Below are 16,348 nucleotides of genomic sequence, written 5' to 3' on the forward strand. Positions count from 1 at the left end.
CACATTTGTATGCAAAGTAGTTACTGGCACAGTACTGAGCAGTACTGTTAGATAGTGTGATTGACAAACTATAATTATCAATAGAAGATATTATATATGTAGATTACAATGACATTCAACGTAGCATGAACAGGCGTAATTTCGTGGTGGGGCTTGGGACAGTCGCGACCATAAGTGGTGTGGCATCAGTGACGGCAGCTTCGTTCAACGACAGCGTTAATCCGTCGACCAACTTCCAGATCGTTCCGCAGACGTCAGCGCTCGTCGTTCGACGACTGCAAACTGAGGTCGGTTCGTACGGTAGCTTGGCGTCAGGCAATGCCTCGTGGAACGGCTCCGAGATCAACGACTTCGGGAACGTGACCAACGAGGATAACGTTAACAACAGCGTCGTTGCACATCTCAACGACACGGAAAACGGTGAGCTGGGCGCACAGCTCGCGTTCGACAACCAGAACACGACGAACTACTCCGCGTATATGGACAACGGTGGCACCGACGACGAGTGGGGCTTCTTCGAAATCGCCAACGTGGGTGAGACGCCGGAAACCGTCGGGATCACGTTCGGTTACAACGGGGATAACGTCGGTGCGACCGAACAGCTTTCGGAGGGTGACGTCGCCGACATGTTCAACTTCCGAATCAATGGGACCAAGGTTTCCCCAACGAGCGGTACCACGACCGAACCAGCTAATCAGGTGGAAATCGGTGCAGGAGAGGTCGCAATCGTCGGTCTCGAAATCGCCATCGATGCCGAGGCATACGAGACGATCCAAGCGCAGGCCGATGCGACCGCGTTCAGTCCAGCGAGCACGAGCAGTATCAGACTCCTCGACAGCATCGAAGTCGGTGTCGACTTCGACCCGAACGCCTAACCCGGCTGCTTCGACGTTCGGATTTATTTTTTAGCATCACGACCGCCGCCCAGACAGTCCGACCGATGGGATCATACAAAGCGACGCCGAGAGCACTCTATGGAGCAGTCGACCGACGATCTCGCGGCGGTCGCCAGCGATGCCGTGCGGGCAAGCGGTGACTACCTCCGCGAGGCGTTCAGAAACGGAGCCGTCGACGGCGAGTACGACACCACCGACGTGAAGGCGGTCGCCGACCGCGAGGCCCAACGGCAAGTCCGGTCGGTGATCGACTCGCACTACCCGGACCACGCTTTCGACGGCGAGGAATCCGAGTGGAGCGACTCCGACCACGCGTATCGGTGGGTGGTCGACCCCCTCGACGGTACCAACAACTTCGCCAGCGGCTATCCGAAGTTCGCCACGGCGGCGGCGGTCCTCCACAACGACGAGCCGGTCGTTGCGGCGATCTACGAGCCACTCACCGGGACACAGTATCTCGCCCGGCGTGGCGAGGGCACCACAGTCGACGGCAGGCCGATCCGAGTGACCGATGGCTCGACACACCCGCTCGAACACGGGACGGTCGCGCTGGTTATCGGTCTCCCGGCAGTGACGAATTCGGCGTTGGCACAGCAGGCCGAGACGCTCGAACTCGCGCTTCGAGACCAGTGTAAACGGGTGGTGGCGACGTGGGCACCCTGTGTCGACTGGGGCCTACTGGCTCGTGGCGCGATTGATGGGCTCGTCGCGTTCCACCCCGAGCGCTACGAGCAGTATGCCGGGAGCCTGCTGGCGGCCGAAAGCGCGGTCAAAGCAGTCGACACGGTCGACGACGATGGACTGTACGTCGGCGCACCGAACTCCGAAACGACCCAGCGGCTCCACGAGACGGTCATGGACAGTCTCTAACGATATTGGGACTTATACCACCGCCGCCGCTAGAGGTGGTATGTTTCGCTGTCGTCGCAGTCGACCGGAGGCACGACGATGAACAAACTCAATCCACGGATCAGAGTGGTGTGGATCCTCCGGGCGATCATCACCGCCCTCGTCGTTGGCGCTCTCGGCGTCGGCGTGGCGACCTTCTTCGATCAGTCCCGGCTGATTCCGGTCGGCGTCGCAGTCGTCCTTGTAATCGCTGGCGTGCTCCACGCCATCGTCCGCTACCGGAACTGGGCGTACGTGGTCGGTGAGGACGCCATCTATCTCGAACGCGGCGTGTTCACCGAAGTCCGAACCGAGGTCCCGCTGGTCCGCATCCAACACGTCGACTCCCGGCGGTCGGCGTTCGAACGCCTCGTCGGGCTGGCAAGTACGGTCGTCTACACGGCTGGCTCGCGCGGCGCGGACGTGACGATTCCGGGACTGACGCCCGACGACGCCGACGGCCTCCGCAAACGACTCAAAGGACTCGTCATCGACACCGACGGGGAGGACGCCGTGTGAAACTCGCGTTGAAAGCCGTTCCCTACCGCGCCCTCCAGAAGACGACAACGCTTGTCATCTCGGCGATCTTCATCGTCTCCTTTGGGATCGGTGTCGAGTTCGGCCCGCCACAGTTTCTGGCCGTACTCGTCGCCAGTTTCCTCGCGATGCTCGTCTACGAGATCGCCTACTACCGGCGCTTCGAGTACGAACTCACCGACGACACCCTCGACATTCGATCAGGGGTGTTCAACCGTCGCAAGCGGGAGATCCCCTACGGGCGAATCCAGAACGTCGACATTACACGCAACATCCTCCAGCGACTGTTCGGTCTCTCGGAACTCGATATCGAGACCGCGGGCGGCGGCTCTACTGAGGCAACCCTCCAGTACGTGACGGCCTTCGAGGCCAAGCGGCTCCAGTTGGATCTCCGCCGGTACAAGCGTGGCGAGTCCCCCGAAACACACGCTGACGAGGGACAGCCGGGCGTCGAAGGTGGGGTCGTCGACGAGCGTCGCGTCGAGAGCCACGACGATGACGAACTGCTGTTCAAGATCGCTCCATCAGAGTTGGCGTTGGCAGGAGTGCTCTCGTTCGATCCGCGGGTGCCCGGCGCGATCATCGCCCTGTTCAGTGGCTCGATACCGTTCATCTCGCCGATCATTCCGGTCGAGGCACCGCCACTGGTCGTTCTCGGAATTCTCGCGGCGCTGTTCGCTGTCGGCATCGTGTTGGCGTGGGTCGTCGGAGCGATTTCGGCAGTTCTCAACTACTGGGGGTTTCGACTCACCCGCTCCGAGGAGGAACTCAGATACGAACGCGGGCTGTTACAGCGCTACAGCGGGACGATCCCGTTTGACAAGATTCAGGCGATCACGATCACCGACAACCCGCTCAAGCGGCTGACGAGATATGCGACGCTTGTGGTCGAAACCGCGGGCTACGCTCCCGGACAGAGCGACGGCCGGGGAAGTGAGGCGGCGATTCCAATCGGGAGCCGCGAGCGAGTCGACCAGCTCACCCACGAGATCACCTCGGCCGAAGAGCCGACGTTCACACGACCACCCAAACGGGTTCGTCGACGCTATCTTCTCCGCTACCTGCTGGCACTCGGCGCGCTGACAGGACTGGTCTACGGGGTTGCGACGCTGTTCGACGTCGCCGAGCAGATGCCGTGGTATCTCCCCGCGGTCGGCGTACTGCTGACGCCGATTGCGGCCCACTTCAAGTGGCGTCACCGCGGCTACTGGCTCGGCGAGGAGCATCTGGTCACCCGAAACGGCTTTTGGTCGCGGGAGACCAAACGGATCGCATACTACCGGATTCAGACGGTGATCGACACACGAACGATCTTCCAGCGTCGGTGGAACGTAGCGACAGTCATCGCCGATACTGCAGGCTCGCTGTCAATTCTCGGCACGGGTGCGGCCGCGGTCGACATCGACCAGCGGGACGCCGACCGACTCCGCGCGGAACTCGCCGACCGGCTCCGAACCGCAGTCGCAGACCGTCGTCAGCGTCGACGCGAGACACGCGAGACACGAGAGACTGACACTGAGACGACCCCCGGAGACGAAGAAAGCGACCAACCGTCCACGGATGTCTCTGAAAACGGGACGGGATCGACCGACACGGTCGAGCGTGCTGAGACGCCGGATGGTATCGAAAACGACGATGTATCGGACGTAACTGAAAACGGTGAGGCCCCAACAGACCGCCCCGAAAACAGCAACAAGCCGCCGGAGGCAGACGAGGACGATGCGTCGACTGACGTGACAGCCAACGGGCAGGATGTCGACCGATCCGACGAGTCGGAGCGTCGAGATTAGTCCTCGCGGGCGGCCGCGACAACAGACGTGAACTCGCGGGCCCGTTCAGTGATCGTCTCGAACTCGCCGCGTTCGGCCGCCTCGTAGTCGACCAGTGCGCCACCGACGCCGACACACTCGGCTCCGGCCTCGATGTAGTCGGCCGCATTGTCGAGGTCGACGCCGCCGGTCGGCATCAGCGGGATCTGGCTGTAGGGGCCTTTGATCGCGCTCAGGTGGCCCGGTCCGAGCGAGGAGGCCGGAAACACCTTGACGAGATCGGCACCGGCCTCGTACCCCCGAATCGCTTCGGTCGGCGTCATCACACCCGGTGCGACCAGCGTCCCGTAGCGGTTACAGGTCGTGATTACGTTCTCGTGGAGGCTTGGGCTGACGACGAACTCCGCACCCGCCAACATCACTGTCCGAGCCGTTTCCGAATCGAGAACCGTCCCGGTTCCGACGACGATCTCGTCGCCAAAGGAACCGGTGAGATCCGACAACATATCACCGATACCGGGTGTGTCAGCGGTGAGTTCGATTCCCGTTACGCCGCCTTTGAGAAGCGCATCGGTGATATCGATCAGTGTGTCCGGATCGGCACCGCGCAGGACTGCGACGACGCCGCTGTCGACCAATTGCCCGTAGGTTTCGGCTTTTGCGTGCATATCCAACCGTTCAATCCGGACATATTAAAAAGGCGTGTGTGAGTCGGCCACAGTGTTAGGCGACCGTACCTGAATCGGGAGCCGCGGGGTGAGCCGCCTGCGACAGACAGCCCCAAACCGCACGACTCCGGCGTGTTAACCGGTCGTACCAAATCCCCTATTAGTAGATACACGCACAGTATAGGTATGAGCACCTCACCGACCACCGAACCCCAATCTTCCAGTCTGTCGACTGATTCCACGTCGGACCTCACCGCGAAACAGCGGCGGATTCTCGACTATCTTCGAGCACAGGTCGACAGCCAGACCTATTTTAAATCCCGACTCATCGCTGACGAACTCGATATGAGCGCCAAAGAGGTCGGCGCGAACATGACCCCGCTGGTCGAGGGTGATATCGATCTGTCGGTCGAAAAATGGGGCTACTCATCGGGGACGACGTGGATGGTAACGGCCTAACCGCGAAAAGAACGGAAAATCGCTCGGTCGAACGCAGTTCTCTCAGTTAGTCAGTCGACTTAGCACTCCGACCAGCCACACGACTCGCAGGTCTTGCAGCCTTCCGAGAAGTACAGCGACATGCTGCCACATTCAGGGCATTCGGGCGACTCACCGGCGGCCAGCAGATCGTCGGTGGCGTCGGTCGTCTCGGTAGACTCTGGCTGTGCGGCCGGTCCGGGTGTCGCACCGTTGGCGGTCGTGTCGTCGGAGACTGCGCCGCCGTCGGTCTCGTGAGCCGCTGCGGGTTCGTCGTCAGCAAGCTCCGAGAGGTTCTGCTGTTTCGGATACGGGTTGTCGATCTCGCCAGCGAGATAGCGACGCAGGGCCGTTCCGATGGCGTCCGGGATGGAGTTGATCTGCTCGCCTTTGTCCCAAGCGACCTTCGGACTCCGAATCCCGTTGAGTTCGTCGGCGATCTCCTCGGGGTCGACGCCCGACCGAAGCGCCGTCGAGATCGTCTTGGCGAGTGCCTCGGTAAAGGAGGCCGTAAAGCCGCCGGAGTTGCCGATATTGGCAAACAGTTCGAACGGCTGTCCGTTTTCGTCCTCGTTGATGTTGACGTAGACCTTGCCGTAGCCCGTGTCAATGCGCTGGGTTACACCGTAGAGGACATCTGGTCGTGGCCGTTTCTTGCCGAGGCCCTCTTGGTTCCGCTCGGGCTGGGTGAACAGCTGATCGAGTTCCGCGCCGATCTGGGCCCGTACTTCGTCGTTGTCGAGGAAGTCCTCGATACCGCCGAAGACCGCCTCGATCTGGGCGGTGATCTGCTCGGCTGCCTCGCCGTCGTCGGCGAACTCGGTGTTTTTGGCTCGCGTCGTCAGCACCTGTTTCGAGCGCGTGCCGTCTCGGTAGACGGTGACACCCTTGCCACCGTTGTTGTAGATGTAGCGGTAGACCTCGTCCATATCCTCCTTGGTCGCACTGTTCGGGAAGTTACAGGTCTTCGAGATCGCCGAGTCGACGCCGGCCTGACAGGCACACTGGACGCTGGCGTGGTCCTTACCCGACAGATCCGAGGTGACGACGAACAGTTCACCGATGGCCTTCGGGACGGTTTCGAGGCCGTCGACGCCGTCGAACTCGTTGGTTGCCATCTGGTCTTGGGCCTCTTGTTTGACCTCGTCGATGTCGATGTCGTTGGCCTCCAGCACGCGGAGGAAGTAGTCATCGAACTCGACGAGCATTTCGTCGCCCTGGACGTCGTCGGAGACGTTCTTGTAGTAGGCGACGTTGAAGATCGGCTCACAGCCACCCGTCGTGTTGCCGATCATCGATGTCGTGCCGGTCGGCGCAATCGTGGTGGTGTTGTGGTTCCGGATTGGGAAGCCCTCGGCCCACTCGTCGGCGTCCTCGCCGGTGTGGTGTTCGAACCACTCGCGGTAGTCGGTCGGGTTGGCGTACTTCGAATCCTCGTAGTCGGCAAACGGCCCACGCTCTTGGGCCAGTTCGTGAGAGGCCCACTTCGACTCGTGGTTGATGTGGGTCATCAGCTCGCGGGCAACCGCGTTCCCTTCGTCCGAGCCGTAGCGAATCCCAAGCTGGATGTAGAGCTGAGCCAGTCCCATGACACCAAGCCCGATCTTCCGCATTTCGCGGACCTTCTGTTCGATCTTGTCGACCGGGAAGTCGGACATCGTGACGACGTTTTCGAGGAAACGCGTTCCGGACTCAATTCTCCGGTTGAACGCATCCATGTCGACGGCCTCCTGAATGAACGCCTCGGCCGCGGCGTTGAGGTCACTGTAGTCGTCGCCGTGGTTGTCGTACCAGACACGCCAGTCAGGCGCTTCCTTGTCAGCTAGTGTTGAAAGGTTGATGTGGCCGAGGTTACAGGCCTCGTACTCTTCGAGCGGCTGTTCGCCGCAGGGGTTGGTAGCCAGAATTTCGTGGTCCGGGTGCTCGTCGACGTCGAAGGAGTGTTCCTTGTTGACGCGTTCGAGGTAGATGATTCCGGGTTCGCCGTTCTCGTGGGCACCGTTGACGATGTGTTCCCAGAGTTCTTCGGCGGGAATCGAAAGCTCCTCGCCGACTTCGACGTGCTCGCCGAGGTCGTAGAGGTCGTAGATCTCCTTCGTTTCCGGCGTTGCGATGTGCGGCTCTTCGGTTCGGGGGTTGGTGAAGGTGAACTCCTCTTCGTTGAACAGCGCGTCCATGAAGTCGTCGGTGACGCCGACAGAAATGTTGAAGTTCGACAGGTGGCCCTCGACTGCGTTGCGGAGGTGTTTGGGGACTTTCCCCTCCTCGTCGATCAGTTCGCGGGCCTCTTCGAGCGCATCTGCAAAGGAGTTATGCGTAAAGTCGTCGGGGTCGTTGAGTCGCAGCGAGTGGGCCAGCGAGACGTCCTTGTTCTTCGAGTGGATGAACTGGATGACGTCAGGATGCGAAACGCGCATGACGCCCATCTGGGCACCGCGCCGCGCACCACCCTGGGCGATGGTTTCGCACATCTGGTCGTAGGTTCGCATGAAGGTGATCGGGCCGGAGGCGATACCGCCAGTCGACCCGACAGAGTCGCCGTAGGGACGGAGTTTCCAGAAGGCATACCCCATGCCACCGCCGGACTGGAAGACCTCGGCGGCCTCCTTTGCGGTCTGGTGGATATCGGAGATGTCGTCGCCCGGGGAGTCGACGAAACAGGCCGACAGCTGCTGGAGTTCGTCGCCAGCGTTCATCAGCGTCGGTGAGTTCGGCATAAAGGAGAGCTGGGTCATCAGATCCTCGAACTCGTCGGCAACGTCTTCGACGTGGCTCCGGACCTCGTCGGGGAGGTCAGGAACGATACTCTCGTAGGAGAACTTGTTGACGTTGTAGACCGACAGCTCGGTTTCGGCCTGATCGTCGGCGGTCGTGCCGGTACCGAAGACTTCCTCAGCGAGTTCGTCGCGGCGAGGGTGGTCGGGTTTGATCTGCTGTGGCGTGACCGTGATTTCGAGATCCAGATTGTCGGCCTCGAAGACGGCCTCTGCGAGAGCGACGTTCTGGGCGACACGGGTGAACAGCTCCTCTTGGCTTTCGTTCGGGTTCCCCTGGGCATCCTTTCGGAGATACCGAGCGGGGAGGATGTTGTTGTAGGCATTGCTGGTGAGACGGTCCTCGATGGTCTCACCCTCAGTGCGTTTGATCGGCATTTCGAGTTCGTCGGCAGAGAGCTCCGGTCGGCTCACGCAGACCACTCCATGGCGTCTACGCCGCGCTGGGCGGCACTTCCAGTCGATGTACTCATATTCTGAACACTCATTTGGGACGGGAATGTTGTACCAACGGAACCCTCATAACAGCTTTGGTTGGTGTATTGGAAACGGGTGTGTCATTCGCCAACGCGGTCGCTGGCGGGTAATGCGAAATGACCATCACGTCGACAGTTGTCGACTTCCGGTCGTTGGTTTCGCTACGGTTGGGACGAGCATAAGCGTATCCGAAGCGAAGTGAAACTAAAATCTCACTGAACCTGCTCCAGATGGCCACAGGTCGGTGTCGACTGGAGATAGACGGAGCTCTCCGGTGGTGAAAGTAGTGTTATTGATACATCACCATTCCATACGTTTATTTTCGCTCACCGATTGGCACCCAGTATGCTACTGGATGGACTCCCGGCTACCCTCGCACAGGCAGGCCTCCTCGGGACGGAACTCGGACAGCTACTGATCGTCCTCGTTGGGATGTTGGTTGTCCTCGTCGTTGGCCGTCTCTTCTTGAAAATCGCGTGGCGACTCGTGACCATCGGCGTGGTTGTCGTCGGCGCAGCACTGGTACTGACGCAGTTCGGACTTATTTAGGCTGCGCGGCCTCGTTCGTCTCGGCGACCGCCGCGGCCCCAGACAGGAAGTTGTGAATGATATCGTGCCCCACAGCCGTCAGCACGCTTTCGGGATGGAACTGGACACATTCGATGGGGTACTCGCGGTGGCGAACACCCATCACCAACTCCTCGCCCTTGTGGTCGGTCGTTGCCGTAATCTCGAAGCAATCGGGAATCTCCGAGAGTTCCGCAACCAGCGAGTGGTAGCGACCGGCCTGAAACCCTTGATCGAGGCCAGCGTAGACCCCCTGTCCGTCGTGGTCGACCTGATAGGCCTTGCCGTGAATTGGCTCGGGCGCATGGCCCACCGTGCCGCCGTACTCGTAGACCGCGGCTTCGAGACCGAGACAGACCCCGAGGGTCGGCACCTCGGTGCTGATCTCCCGTAGCACGGCCATCGTCACGCCCACGTCACGCTCGTTTTTCGGATGCCCCGGACCGGGACTGATCAAGATGGCATCAGGGTCGACCGCTCGGATCTCGTCGAGTGTCGCCGTGTTCTTGAGGACGGTCACATCAATCGGCTGGAACCCACCGTCGCCATCCGGGACGCGAGTTTCGGAGACGTACTCGACGAGGTTGTAGGTGAACGAATCGTAGTTGTCGACCACGAGCACCTTCATTGCTCTGCCTCCTGTGGCTCAGTTTCGATCTGCTCGATGGCGGCCAACACGCCGTCCATCTTCTGTTCGGTCTCCTCGTACTCGGCGGTCGGATCACTGTCGGCAACCAGCCCCGCTCCTGCTTGGACCGTGATTCGATCCTCCCCACCGCTGTGGTCGATGGTGGCGGTTCGGATGACGATAGCGAACTCGGCGTCGCCGCTCCACGAGAAATAGCCGACGCCGCCACCATACACTCCTCTAGGCGTGCGTTCGAGGTCGTCGATGATCTCCATCGCTCTGACCTTCGGCGCACCGGTGAGAGTCCCCGCCGGAAACGTGACGCGCGCCGCATCGAAGACGTCGTACTCATCGGCCATTCGGCCAGTCACGGTCGACTCGATGTGCTGGACGTGGCTGTATTTGAGGACGCTCATGAACTCCTCGACGGAGACAGAACCGGATTCCGAAACCCGGCGCACGTCGTTGCGCGCGAGGTCGACTAACATCGTGTGCTCGGCGCGCTCTTTGCCATCGGCCAACATCTCACCGGCCAGCCTGCGATCTTCGACCGGGCTGGTGCCGCGCGCGCAGGTGCCCGCAATCGGGTTCGAAACGATCTCTCGATCCTGAACTGAAACTAGGGTTTCGGGACTCGCACCCACAATCGAGAGATCGTCGTGGGCCATGAGATACATGTACGGCGAGGGGTTGACATCGCGAAGGGCCTCGTAGAGGCCAATCGGGTCAATCTCTCCCGTTAGTTCCCGCTTCCGAGAGATCACGCCCTGATAAATATCACCATCGAGGACGTGCTGTTTGGCAGTCCGGACCGCCTCTTCGTACTCGTCCTGCGGACCTGCGGTCTCGCCAGTTCGGTGGAAGCCACCCGGTTCGGGCTCGCTGGCTTCAGAGAGCGTTTGGGCGATGTCGACGGCCTCGCTCCGTAGCTCGTCGTACCGCTGGCCGGGGTCGTCGCTCCCATCCAACACGGGTGTAAACACCAACTTGACGGTTCCCTCGGCGTCGTCGAAGACGACCGTTCGAGTCGTGAGTGCAAACTGCGCGTCGGGGAGTTCGCTGTCGGGGCGGTCCAGTCCCACGTCCTCTAAGACGAGGTCGTAGACGGTTTCATGAGCGAGAAAGCCGACGAGTCCGCCGGAAAGTTGTCGACGGGTCGTCTCCGGGAATCCCAGCCGTTCAATTGAGGGGAGACCGCGCCGGAGTCGGTCCAGTATGTCGCCGTCGGTTGCGGCATCGCCTTTGTAGGCCTCGACCAGCAGATCGGCCGCCGGACCAAGACGGTCGACTTCGGTGCGGTCGGGGTAGACCGAGACAATGGCTTCGGGGTCGTAGCCCACAAACGAGTAGCGGGCGTGGCGTTCAGCATCCGTCTCGGGTGCGAACGCGCCGTCCGGGTCCGATGAGGCGGTCTTTTCGGCGCTTTCCAGCAAGAAGTTGTACGGGCTCTGGTCGGCCAGCGCGGCGTAGGTCGCCAGCGGCGAGGTGTCGACGTCAAGCGTGACTGCAACGCGAGCGACGACCGGCGCATCCGGTTTGCCGATCAGGTCGACGAACGCCTCGCGGTCTCGATCAAAGGTCAGTAGTTCGGAACCGGAACTCACACCGGCACCTCCAGCTCTCGGCCTGCGTTCTGAACAAAAGTCGCCAGCGCGGTGTGGTCTTTCTGTCCCGGTTCGCGTTCGACACCGGAGGCGACGTCGACCGCAAACGGTGCGGCGACTCGCACCGCCTCGGCGACGTTGTCGGGGGTCAGGCCACCCGCCAGCACGACTGGTGAGGTGAGGGTTTCGGCGAGGTCGGCGGTCGACTCCCAGTCGTGGGTTTCGCCCGTTCCGCCAGCCCCATCCTCGGTTGTCGAGTCGACCAAAATCGCGTCGGCCGCGGCGTCGAGTTCGTGGGCACGTTCGGTGTCGGTGTAGTCGATGGCTGGAATGACCTTGATCCCGGTCTCGGCCCGAATGTAGCCGATATCGTCGCTGTCGAACTCGCCGTGGAGTTGGATCGCGTCGGGGCGGATCGCTCGGATCAGGTCGACCGCGTGGTCGGCGTCTTCGGGCATCGTCACGAGGGTTGCGGTGACGAATGGTGGCACCTCGGCGACGAGTTCGGCGGCCGTGCCACGGTCGACCTCCCGTGGGGTGTCGACCGAGACCGAGGAGATAATCCCCACGGCATCAGCACCGGCTTCGATTGCCGCTCTGAGGTCGGCGGGATCGGTGAGTCCACAGATCTTGACGCGGGCCATTAGGCCTCCACGTCCGTCTCGGTCTCGGCGGGTTCGCCGCGGAGGGCGGCCAGTTTGGCTGCTGCACCGCCGTTGTCGATTGCCTCGGCGGCGGCTTTGACACCCTCAGTCAGCGACTCGGCTTCGCCTGCAATGTAGATGGCTGCGCCAGCGTTGGCGAGAATGAGATCGCGTTTGGGGCCCTGTTCCTCACCGATGAGGATGGCTTCGAGATCGGCAGCGTTTGCTTCGGGAGTGCCGCCAGCGACGTCTTCGATTGGGGCCGAATCGAGGCCCAGATCGTCGGCCGTGAGCGTGTACTCGGTGATCTCCTCGCCGTCGACTTCAGCCACCGTAGTCTCGTCATGGATACCGATCTCGTCCATCCCGGATCCGTGGACGACGAGTGCGCGGTCGACTGGCATCTTGGTGAGTGCGCGAGCGATGATGGGGACGAGTTCGGGGCTATAGACACCGAGAATTTGGGCGTCGGCTCCCGCGGGGTTGGTGAGTGGGCCGAGCACGTTGAAGATGGTCCGCATTTCGAGTTCCTTGCGCGGGCCGATGACGGCTTTCATCGCGGGGTGGAAAACGGGCGCGAGCATGAACCCGATACCGTCGGCCTCGATGGCGTCCTGCACGGCGGGTGGTTCGGCGTCGACCGTAACCCCGGCGACTTCGAGGACGTCAGCGCTGCCCGATGACGAGGAGACGGAGTAGTTGCCGTGTTTGGCGATTGGAACGCCCGCGCCCGCGGCGACGATGGCGCTGGTTGTCGAGACGTTGATCGTGTCGTAGTCGTCGCCACCGGTGCCGCAGGTGTCGACCAGCGGCGTGCGGTCGGGCTCGATGGTCCGGGCGGCATCGCGCATCCCCTGTGCGAAGCCGGCGATCTCAGTTTCAGTTTCGCCTTTTGCTCTGAGGGCGGTCAGCAGCGCGCCGATCTGGGCCTCGGTGGCGTTCTCGAAGACGAGCCGCGCCGCATCGCGGGCCTCGTCCAGTGTCAAGTCCTCGCCGTCGGTCACTCGCTGTATGTAATCCTGCATTGTTAGTCACCAGTGTATGAGTTCGTCTTGTGATGTACAACTCTGTACATTGGTAAAACGTTGTCGGCGTTGTGAGTGTTTGTGAAACGGTGGCAGTCGACATGACTTAGAGGGCTGTGAGTCGGGTGTGGAGGTAGGTTTGTCGACGTGGTGTGGCACCATGGCAGAAACCACCAGCCGAAGCGGAGATTCGAAACCTTCAATTATCTCCCCCGGATACGATAAGTTGCGTCAGACAGCGACACCAGATCGGGTTTGTGGTCTAGTCTGGTTATGACACCTCCTTGACATGGAGGAGGCCGGCAGTTCAAATCTGCCCAAACCCATTCTCTACTTTCTCGCAACGACGAGCGACGCGAGATCGCTTGCGATCTCGAAGCGAACGGCGAAGCCGTGAGCTATGCGAGCGTAGTGAGCAGAGTGAGGCAGCTATTGGCGTTGGTGTTGTTCAACCAGTCCGAGAGTGAAGTCGACTGCTTCGAGGACAGTCCTGCTGAGCCGGGTTCTCATCAGCAAAAATAAGAGGTAACTGATACCCAAATCTGTGAGGGCCACAACTCATTACCGGCAAGCAACTACCTACTACTACAAGATCATCAGCGGGTGCGGCCCCCACCGTTGATGTTCTTACCCTCCCCCTGCCACACCAGTTTCCCCCATTGATGTGGTATCTGAACTGGAAGCCCCCGATCCAGTTCACGAAGTTAGTTCCCACACACGGTGTGTTACCGTCGTTTTCCCTACTGACGAGGCTTTCTCCCCGGAATGCGAAGAGAAAGGAACTCCACCAGTACCCCTCGAAACACTGGTCACGGCCCCCACAGTGACCAGCTTTTGCAGAGACCTCCGCTTTGGATCGCTCCCCTTTGTCTCTGCAGATCAGTGTCTAGAGTACAACCAGAAAGGAACTCATATTCACACAAATTATCAATAAATCAGACCGTGTGTTTCACCACTACTGTAGGCGGTCAGCTCCAAAACTGAACAGTCGACAGCAAAGCACCATGGACAAAGCGTCTCGGCCGGAGCGAGCAGCCCGACGCCAGTCAGTTGAGGTCGACCCGAACGGTGTTGTGACTGACGTGGAGGTAGGTAAGCAGGTCGGCTGCTCCAGTGAGTTCGATGGTGGTGCCTGCGAGATCCTCGTCGTAGTCGATACCGAAACTCCCGCCGCCGTCAAGACTGTTGGCGACGAGCGCCCCATTGATCTGGCCGTTCCCCGTCGCTTCGACAGCAGCATCAGGAGCGTAGATGACCGCATCGAAATTGATGGTACCGGTCCCAGAGCTACTATCGAGGAATCCATCGGCGACGTAAAACACGTTTCGCTCGGCTTCAGGTTCCGAACTCGTAGTCCCAACCTCGGCGTTGCCTGTCGCGCGCAACGAGCCGTTGATGTAGTAGCTCACGCCGTTGTCGGTTGTATCAGTGACGCGGATATCGTGGTTTTGGAGGTCGACCGTTCCGTCGACGACGATTGTGACATCACCGCCGCTGGTATCGATTTTGGTATCGTTAGTCAGCGTGAGATCACCATCGTAAAAATAGGTCCCATTGGTGAGTGTACACCCATCATCGTTGAGACAACCACTCCCAGAACCGCGTGCGTCGCTAACTTGCTGTTCGATGAGGGGCTTGGCTGAGCGATGGGCGACGTTATCCTCGACGGAGCCATCGATATCCGCACTGTTTCCGTTCCCGTTTCCGTTTCCATTCCCCGGATTGTACTCAGACTGTGTCGAGACGGCAGTATCGAGCTGTATCTCGTCGGGGACAGTGAGCCGCGACACCACAGTCTCGTTTGCGTGGTAGATCAGTGTCTCGCCGTCAGTCCGCTGGTTGAAATACTCGTACCAGCCTTCGTAATACGCACTCCGAATCTTCACTTCGATAGTGCCGTTATCTAGCGGCGTCGACACGTTCGGGACCGCGTCAGTGGCTACACCAACGGGAGTGATTCGACCGGTAGGCTGGCCGCCAACCGTACCCTCACCGGTGACTTGAATGATCGGGAACGTGAGCGTCGTCCCGCGGTAGTAGTACTCCGGTGGCGAGGCAAGACGGCTAGTGCCGTCCTGTTTCGACCAGATCCCACCGCCCTGATAGGCGACCGCACGGCTCTCGCCGCTGTAGACAATCGCACCCAAATCGGAGTCGAACAGCTCCGTCCGAGAGTCGTTTGTCACGTTGGAAATCGTGATACGCCCCGCATCCGGCTGCACTGACACAGACCCCTCCTGCATCAGTCCGAGGCTGAACCGCTGGGAGTCCGCATCACCGAGCGCAACAAGGCTGAGTTTCGAACTCAGATGCGACATCCCGTTTTCGACGTTGTTGGCTTCGGCCGTCGAGACGAGGTCCCCGAGTGCGACCCCGCCCAGCGCGACCGACGTCCCGATCACCGCCATCGAGAGGCCGAGAATCAACACGGTTCCCACCAGTTCGGACTGGCCACGATCCGACCGCCGGGAGCGCCCTCGACCACGTGGAAAATCCCGCTCCGTCGACCCATCGCTGGCCATCGCCGCGAGGCAACTGGCGAGTCGACGGGATATCATAACGACCGATACAGTCTCGATCCTGATAAACACTCTCACGAACCTATCGATACTGAGAATGGACGGTGGGAGCCGGGGGCGGTATATCGAAATCAAAGACAGACACAGAAATTGCCAATATGTTGATTAGTTTGGCTGTGGTATTGCAACTGGATATGGCCGACAAAACGCACAATGAGACCACACTGTCGCGGGCAGATGCCGCGGAGTATCTTCGGTCGCTGGGAGCGACGCTCGCCGGCGAGTCGGGGTCCTGGACCGTGCCGGTCGGGAACAAACGTGTCGAGATCCAGCCCGATGACGAGATCACCGTGGAGACAACCGTCGACGAGCGCTCGCGGATGCTCGGCGACGATATCACGTCGACAACCGTCGAGTTGAGATGGAAAGAAAGCGGCGAGTCGGCCGAAGGGGGTGACTGAGATGGTACTCCAAGCAGAAGCGATGGTGCTCCAAGCAGAGCTCACTGGCTCGCTGATCGTCCTGCTCGTCAATCTGGTCATCGGGACGATTGCGATCTACGCCGGTGCCCGGCTCATCATTGACGCCGATACCGCAATCGGTCGGGCGGCCGTAACCGCCCTTCTCGGGGCGCTTGCGTGGGCTCTCGTGAGCTTCTTTTTCGGGTTCATTCCGATCTTGGGACCGTTGCTCACGCTCGTGGCGTGGATCGGCATCATCAACTGGCAGTACCCCGGCGGCTGGGGCACCGCCGCTGGAATCGGCCTGATCGCGTGGTTGGTGGCCGTGGCCACACTGGTCGTCCTCGGGAGCCTCGGGGTCGTCGGCTTCGAGGCACTCGGCGTGCCGACGTAGAAAGCCGCAACCGGCTTCGC

15 protein-coding genes and 1 tRNA gene are annotated in these 16,348 nt (G+C 60.7%); 9 read left to right on the forward strand and 7 right to left on the reverse strand.

Features of this window, described 5'->3' with window-relative positions; translation table 11 throughout:
* Nucleotides 1-179 precede the first annotated feature (179 nt).
* The 4 genes from HALTADL_RS04295 to HALTADL_RS04310 all read left to right on the forward strand — a co-directional run bounded on the left by HALTADL_RS04295 (nucleotide 180) and on the right by HALTADL_RS04310 (nucleotide 4,111).
* Nucleotides 180-875, forward strand: coding sequence for a hypothetical protein (locus tag HALTADL_RS04295; protein WP_100190868.1), 696 nt, complete (start codon nucleotides 180-182; stop codon nucleotides 873-875).
* Nucleotides 876-974: 99 nt separating this feature from the next.
* Nucleotides 975-1,766, forward strand: a complete 792-nt coding sequence (locus tag HALTADL_RS04300) for an inositol monophosphatase family protein (protein WP_089671694.1) — start codon at nucleotides 975-977, stop codon at nucleotides 1,764-1,766.
* 78 nt (nucleotides 1,767-1,844) lie between these two features.
* Nucleotides 1,845-2,303, forward strand: coding sequence for a PH domain-containing protein (locus HALTADL_RS04305; protein WP_089671693.1), 459 nt, complete (start codon nucleotides 1,845-1,847; stop codon nucleotides 2,301-2,303).
* On the forward strand, nucleotides 2,300-4,111 hold the full coding sequence (locus HALTADL_RS04310) for a PH domain-containing protein (protein WP_089671692.1): 1,812 nt from the start codon (nucleotides 2,300-2,302) through the stop codon (nucleotides 4,109-4,111). The genes HALTADL_RS04305 and HALTADL_RS04310 overlap by 4 nt, the downstream gene beginning before the upstream one ends.
* Here the strand turns inward: HALTADL_RS04310 and HALTADL_RS04315 are convergent.
* Nucleotides 4,108-4,758: a bifunctional 4-hydroxy-2-oxoglutarate aldolase/2-dehydro-3-deoxy-phosphogluconate aldolase gene (locus tag HALTADL_RS04315; RefSeq protein ID WP_089671691.1), complete on the reverse strand. Its 651-nt coding sequence runs from the start codon at nucleotides 4,756-4,758 to the stop codon at nucleotides 4,108-4,110. The genes HALTADL_RS04310 and HALTADL_RS04315 overlap by 4 nt on opposite strands.
* Nucleotides 4,759-4,944: 186 nt before the next feature.
* Here HALTADL_RS04315 and HALTADL_RS04320 point away from each other — a divergent pair, with 186 nt between their 5' ends.
* On the forward strand, nucleotides 4,945-5,217 hold the full coding sequence (locus HALTADL_RS04320) for a DUF7123 family protein (protein ID WP_089671690.1): 273 nt from the start codon (nucleotides 4,945-4,947) through the stop codon (nucleotides 5,215-5,217).
* Nucleotides 5,218-5,276: 59 nt separating this feature from the next.
* Here the strand turns inward: HALTADL_RS04320 and HALTADL_RS04325 are convergent, their stop codons facing one another.
* Nucleotides 5,277-8,423, reverse strand: a complete 3,147-nt coding sequence (locus HALTADL_RS04325) for an adenosylcobalamin-dependent ribonucleoside-diphosphate reductase (RefSeq protein WP_089671763.1) — start codon at nucleotides 8,421-8,423, stop codon at nucleotides 5,277-5,279.
* A gap of 408 nt (nucleotides 8,424-8,831) precedes the next feature.
* On the opposite strand from HALTADL_RS04325, the gene HALTADL_RS04330 reads away from it, so the two are divergent.
* Entirely contained in the window at nucleotides 8,832-9,035 is a 204-nt protein-coding gene (locus HALTADL_RS04330; RefSeq protein ID WP_089671689.1) for a hypothetical protein, read from the forward strand.
* On the opposite strand, the gene trpG is transcribed toward HALTADL_RS04330, so the two are convergent.
* From trpG to trpD, 4 genes are read right to left on the reverse strand one after another with little or no spacing between them, the layout of a single operon-like run.
* Nucleotides 9,028-9,681, reverse strand: a complete 654-nt coding sequence (gene trpG / locus HALTADL_RS04335; protein WP_089671688.1) for an anthranilate synthase component II — start codon at nucleotides 9,679-9,681, stop codon at nucleotides 9,028-9,030. The two genes, HALTADL_RS04330 and trpG, sit on opposite strands and share 8 nt — an antisense overlap.
* On the reverse strand, nucleotides 9,678-11,285 hold the full coding sequence (gene trpE, locus HALTADL_RS04340; protein WP_089671687.1) for an anthranilate synthase component I: 1,608 nt from the start codon (nucleotides 11,283-11,285) through the stop codon (nucleotides 9,678-9,680). The genes trpG and trpE overlap by 4 nt, the downstream gene beginning before the upstream one ends.
* Nucleotides 11,282-11,929 carry a phosphoribosylanthranilate isomerase gene (locus HALTADL_RS04345; RefSeq protein ID WP_089671686.1) on the reverse strand — a complete coding sequence of 216 codons (648 nt, stop codon included), beginning with the start codon at nucleotides 11,927-11,929 and terminating at the stop codon, nucleotides 11,282-11,284. The genes trpE and HALTADL_RS04345 overlap by 4 nt, the downstream gene beginning before the upstream one ends.
* On the reverse strand, nucleotides 11,929-12,954 hold the full coding sequence (trpD, locus tag HALTADL_RS04350) for an anthranilate phosphoribosyltransferase (RefSeq protein WP_089671685.1): 1,026 nt from the start codon (nucleotides 12,952-12,954) through the stop codon (nucleotides 11,929-11,931). The genes HALTADL_RS04345 and trpD overlap by 1 nt, the downstream gene beginning before the upstream one ends.
* 251 nt (nucleotides 12,955-13,205) lie before the next feature.
* Here trpD and HALTADL_RS04355 point away from each other — a divergent pair.
* Nucleotides 13,206-13,280, forward strand: a tRNA-Val gene (locus HALTADL_RS04355).
* Between the two features lie 720 nt (nucleotides 13,281-14,000).
* On the opposite strand, the gene HALTADL_RS04360 is transcribed toward HALTADL_RS04355, so the two are convergent.
* Nucleotides 14,001-15,512 carry a DUF7289 family protein gene (locus tag HALTADL_RS04360; protein WP_143054126.1) on the reverse strand — a complete coding sequence of 504 codons (1,512 nt, stop codon included), beginning with the start codon at nucleotides 15,510-15,512 and terminating at the stop codon, nucleotides 14,001-14,003.
* 155 nt (nucleotides 15,513-15,667) lie between these two features.
* Between HALTADL_RS04360 and HALTADL_RS04365 the strand changes: the two genes are divergently transcribed.
* Complete coding sequence (locus tag HALTADL_RS04365; RefSeq protein ID WP_162551665.1) at nucleotides 15,668-15,934, forward strand: amphi-Trp domain-containing protein; 267 nt, start codon at nucleotides 15,668-15,670, stop codon at nucleotides 15,932-15,934.
* 1 nt (nucleotide 15,935) lies between these two features.
* Complete coding sequence (locus tag HALTADL_RS04370; RefSeq protein ID WP_245708396.1) at nucleotides 15,936-16,328, forward strand: hypothetical protein; 393 nt, start codon at nucleotides 15,936-15,938, stop codon at nucleotides 16,326-16,328.
* Nucleotides 16,329-16,348: the final 20 nt, after the last annotated feature.

Source organism: Halohasta litchfieldiae (assembly GCF_002788215.1).
Classification (GTDB): domain Archaea; phylum Halobacteriota; class Halobacteria; order Halobacteriales; family Haloferacaceae; genus Halohasta; species Halohasta litchfieldiae.

Bases quoted from the DNA above. Each gene is read 5' to 3' on its own strand.
- HALTADL_RS04300 (WP_089671694.1), top strand. From the start codon at position 975: ATGGAGCAGTCGACCGACGATCTCGCGGCGGTCGCCAGCGATGCCGTG.
- HALTADL_RS04305 (WP_089671693.1), top strand. From the start codon at position 1,845: ATGAACAAACTCAATCCACGGATCAGAGTGGTGTGGATCCTCCGGGCG.
- HALTADL_RS04315 (WP_089671691.1), bottom strand. From the start codon at position 4,758: ATGCACGCAAAAGCCGAAACCTACGGGCAATTGGTCGACAGCGGCGTC.
- HALTADL_RS04320 (WP_089671690.1), top strand. From the start codon at position 4,945: ATGAGCACCTCACCGACCACCGAACCCCAATCTTCCAGTCTGTCGACT.
- HALTADL_RS04330 (WP_089671689.1), top strand. From the start codon at position 8,832: ATGCTACTGGATGGACTCCCGGCTACCCTCGCACAGGCAGGCCTCCTC.
- trpG (WP_089671688.1), bottom strand. From the start codon at position 9,681: ATGAAGGTGCTCGTGGTCGACAACTACGATTCGTTCACCTACAACCTC.
- HALTADL_RS04345 (WP_089671686.1), bottom strand. From the start codon at position 11,929: ATGGCCCGCGTCAAGATCTGTGGACTCACCGATCCCGCCGACCTCAGA.
- trpD (WP_089671685.1), bottom strand. From the start codon at position 12,954: ATGCAGGATTACATACAGCGAGTGACCGACGGCGAGGACTTGACACTG.
- HALTADL_RS04360 (WP_143054126.1), bottom strand. From the start codon at position 15,512: ATGATATCCCGTCGACTCGCCAGTTGCCTCGCGGCGATGGCCAGCGAT.
- HALTADL_RS04365 (WP_162551665.1), top strand. From the start codon at position 15,668: ATGGCCGACAAAACGCACAATGAGACCACACTGTCGCGGGCAGATGCC.
- HALTADL_RS04370 (WP_245708396.1), top strand. From the start codon at position 15,936: ATGGTACTCCAAGCAGAAGCGATGGTGCTCCAAGCAGAGCTCACTGGC.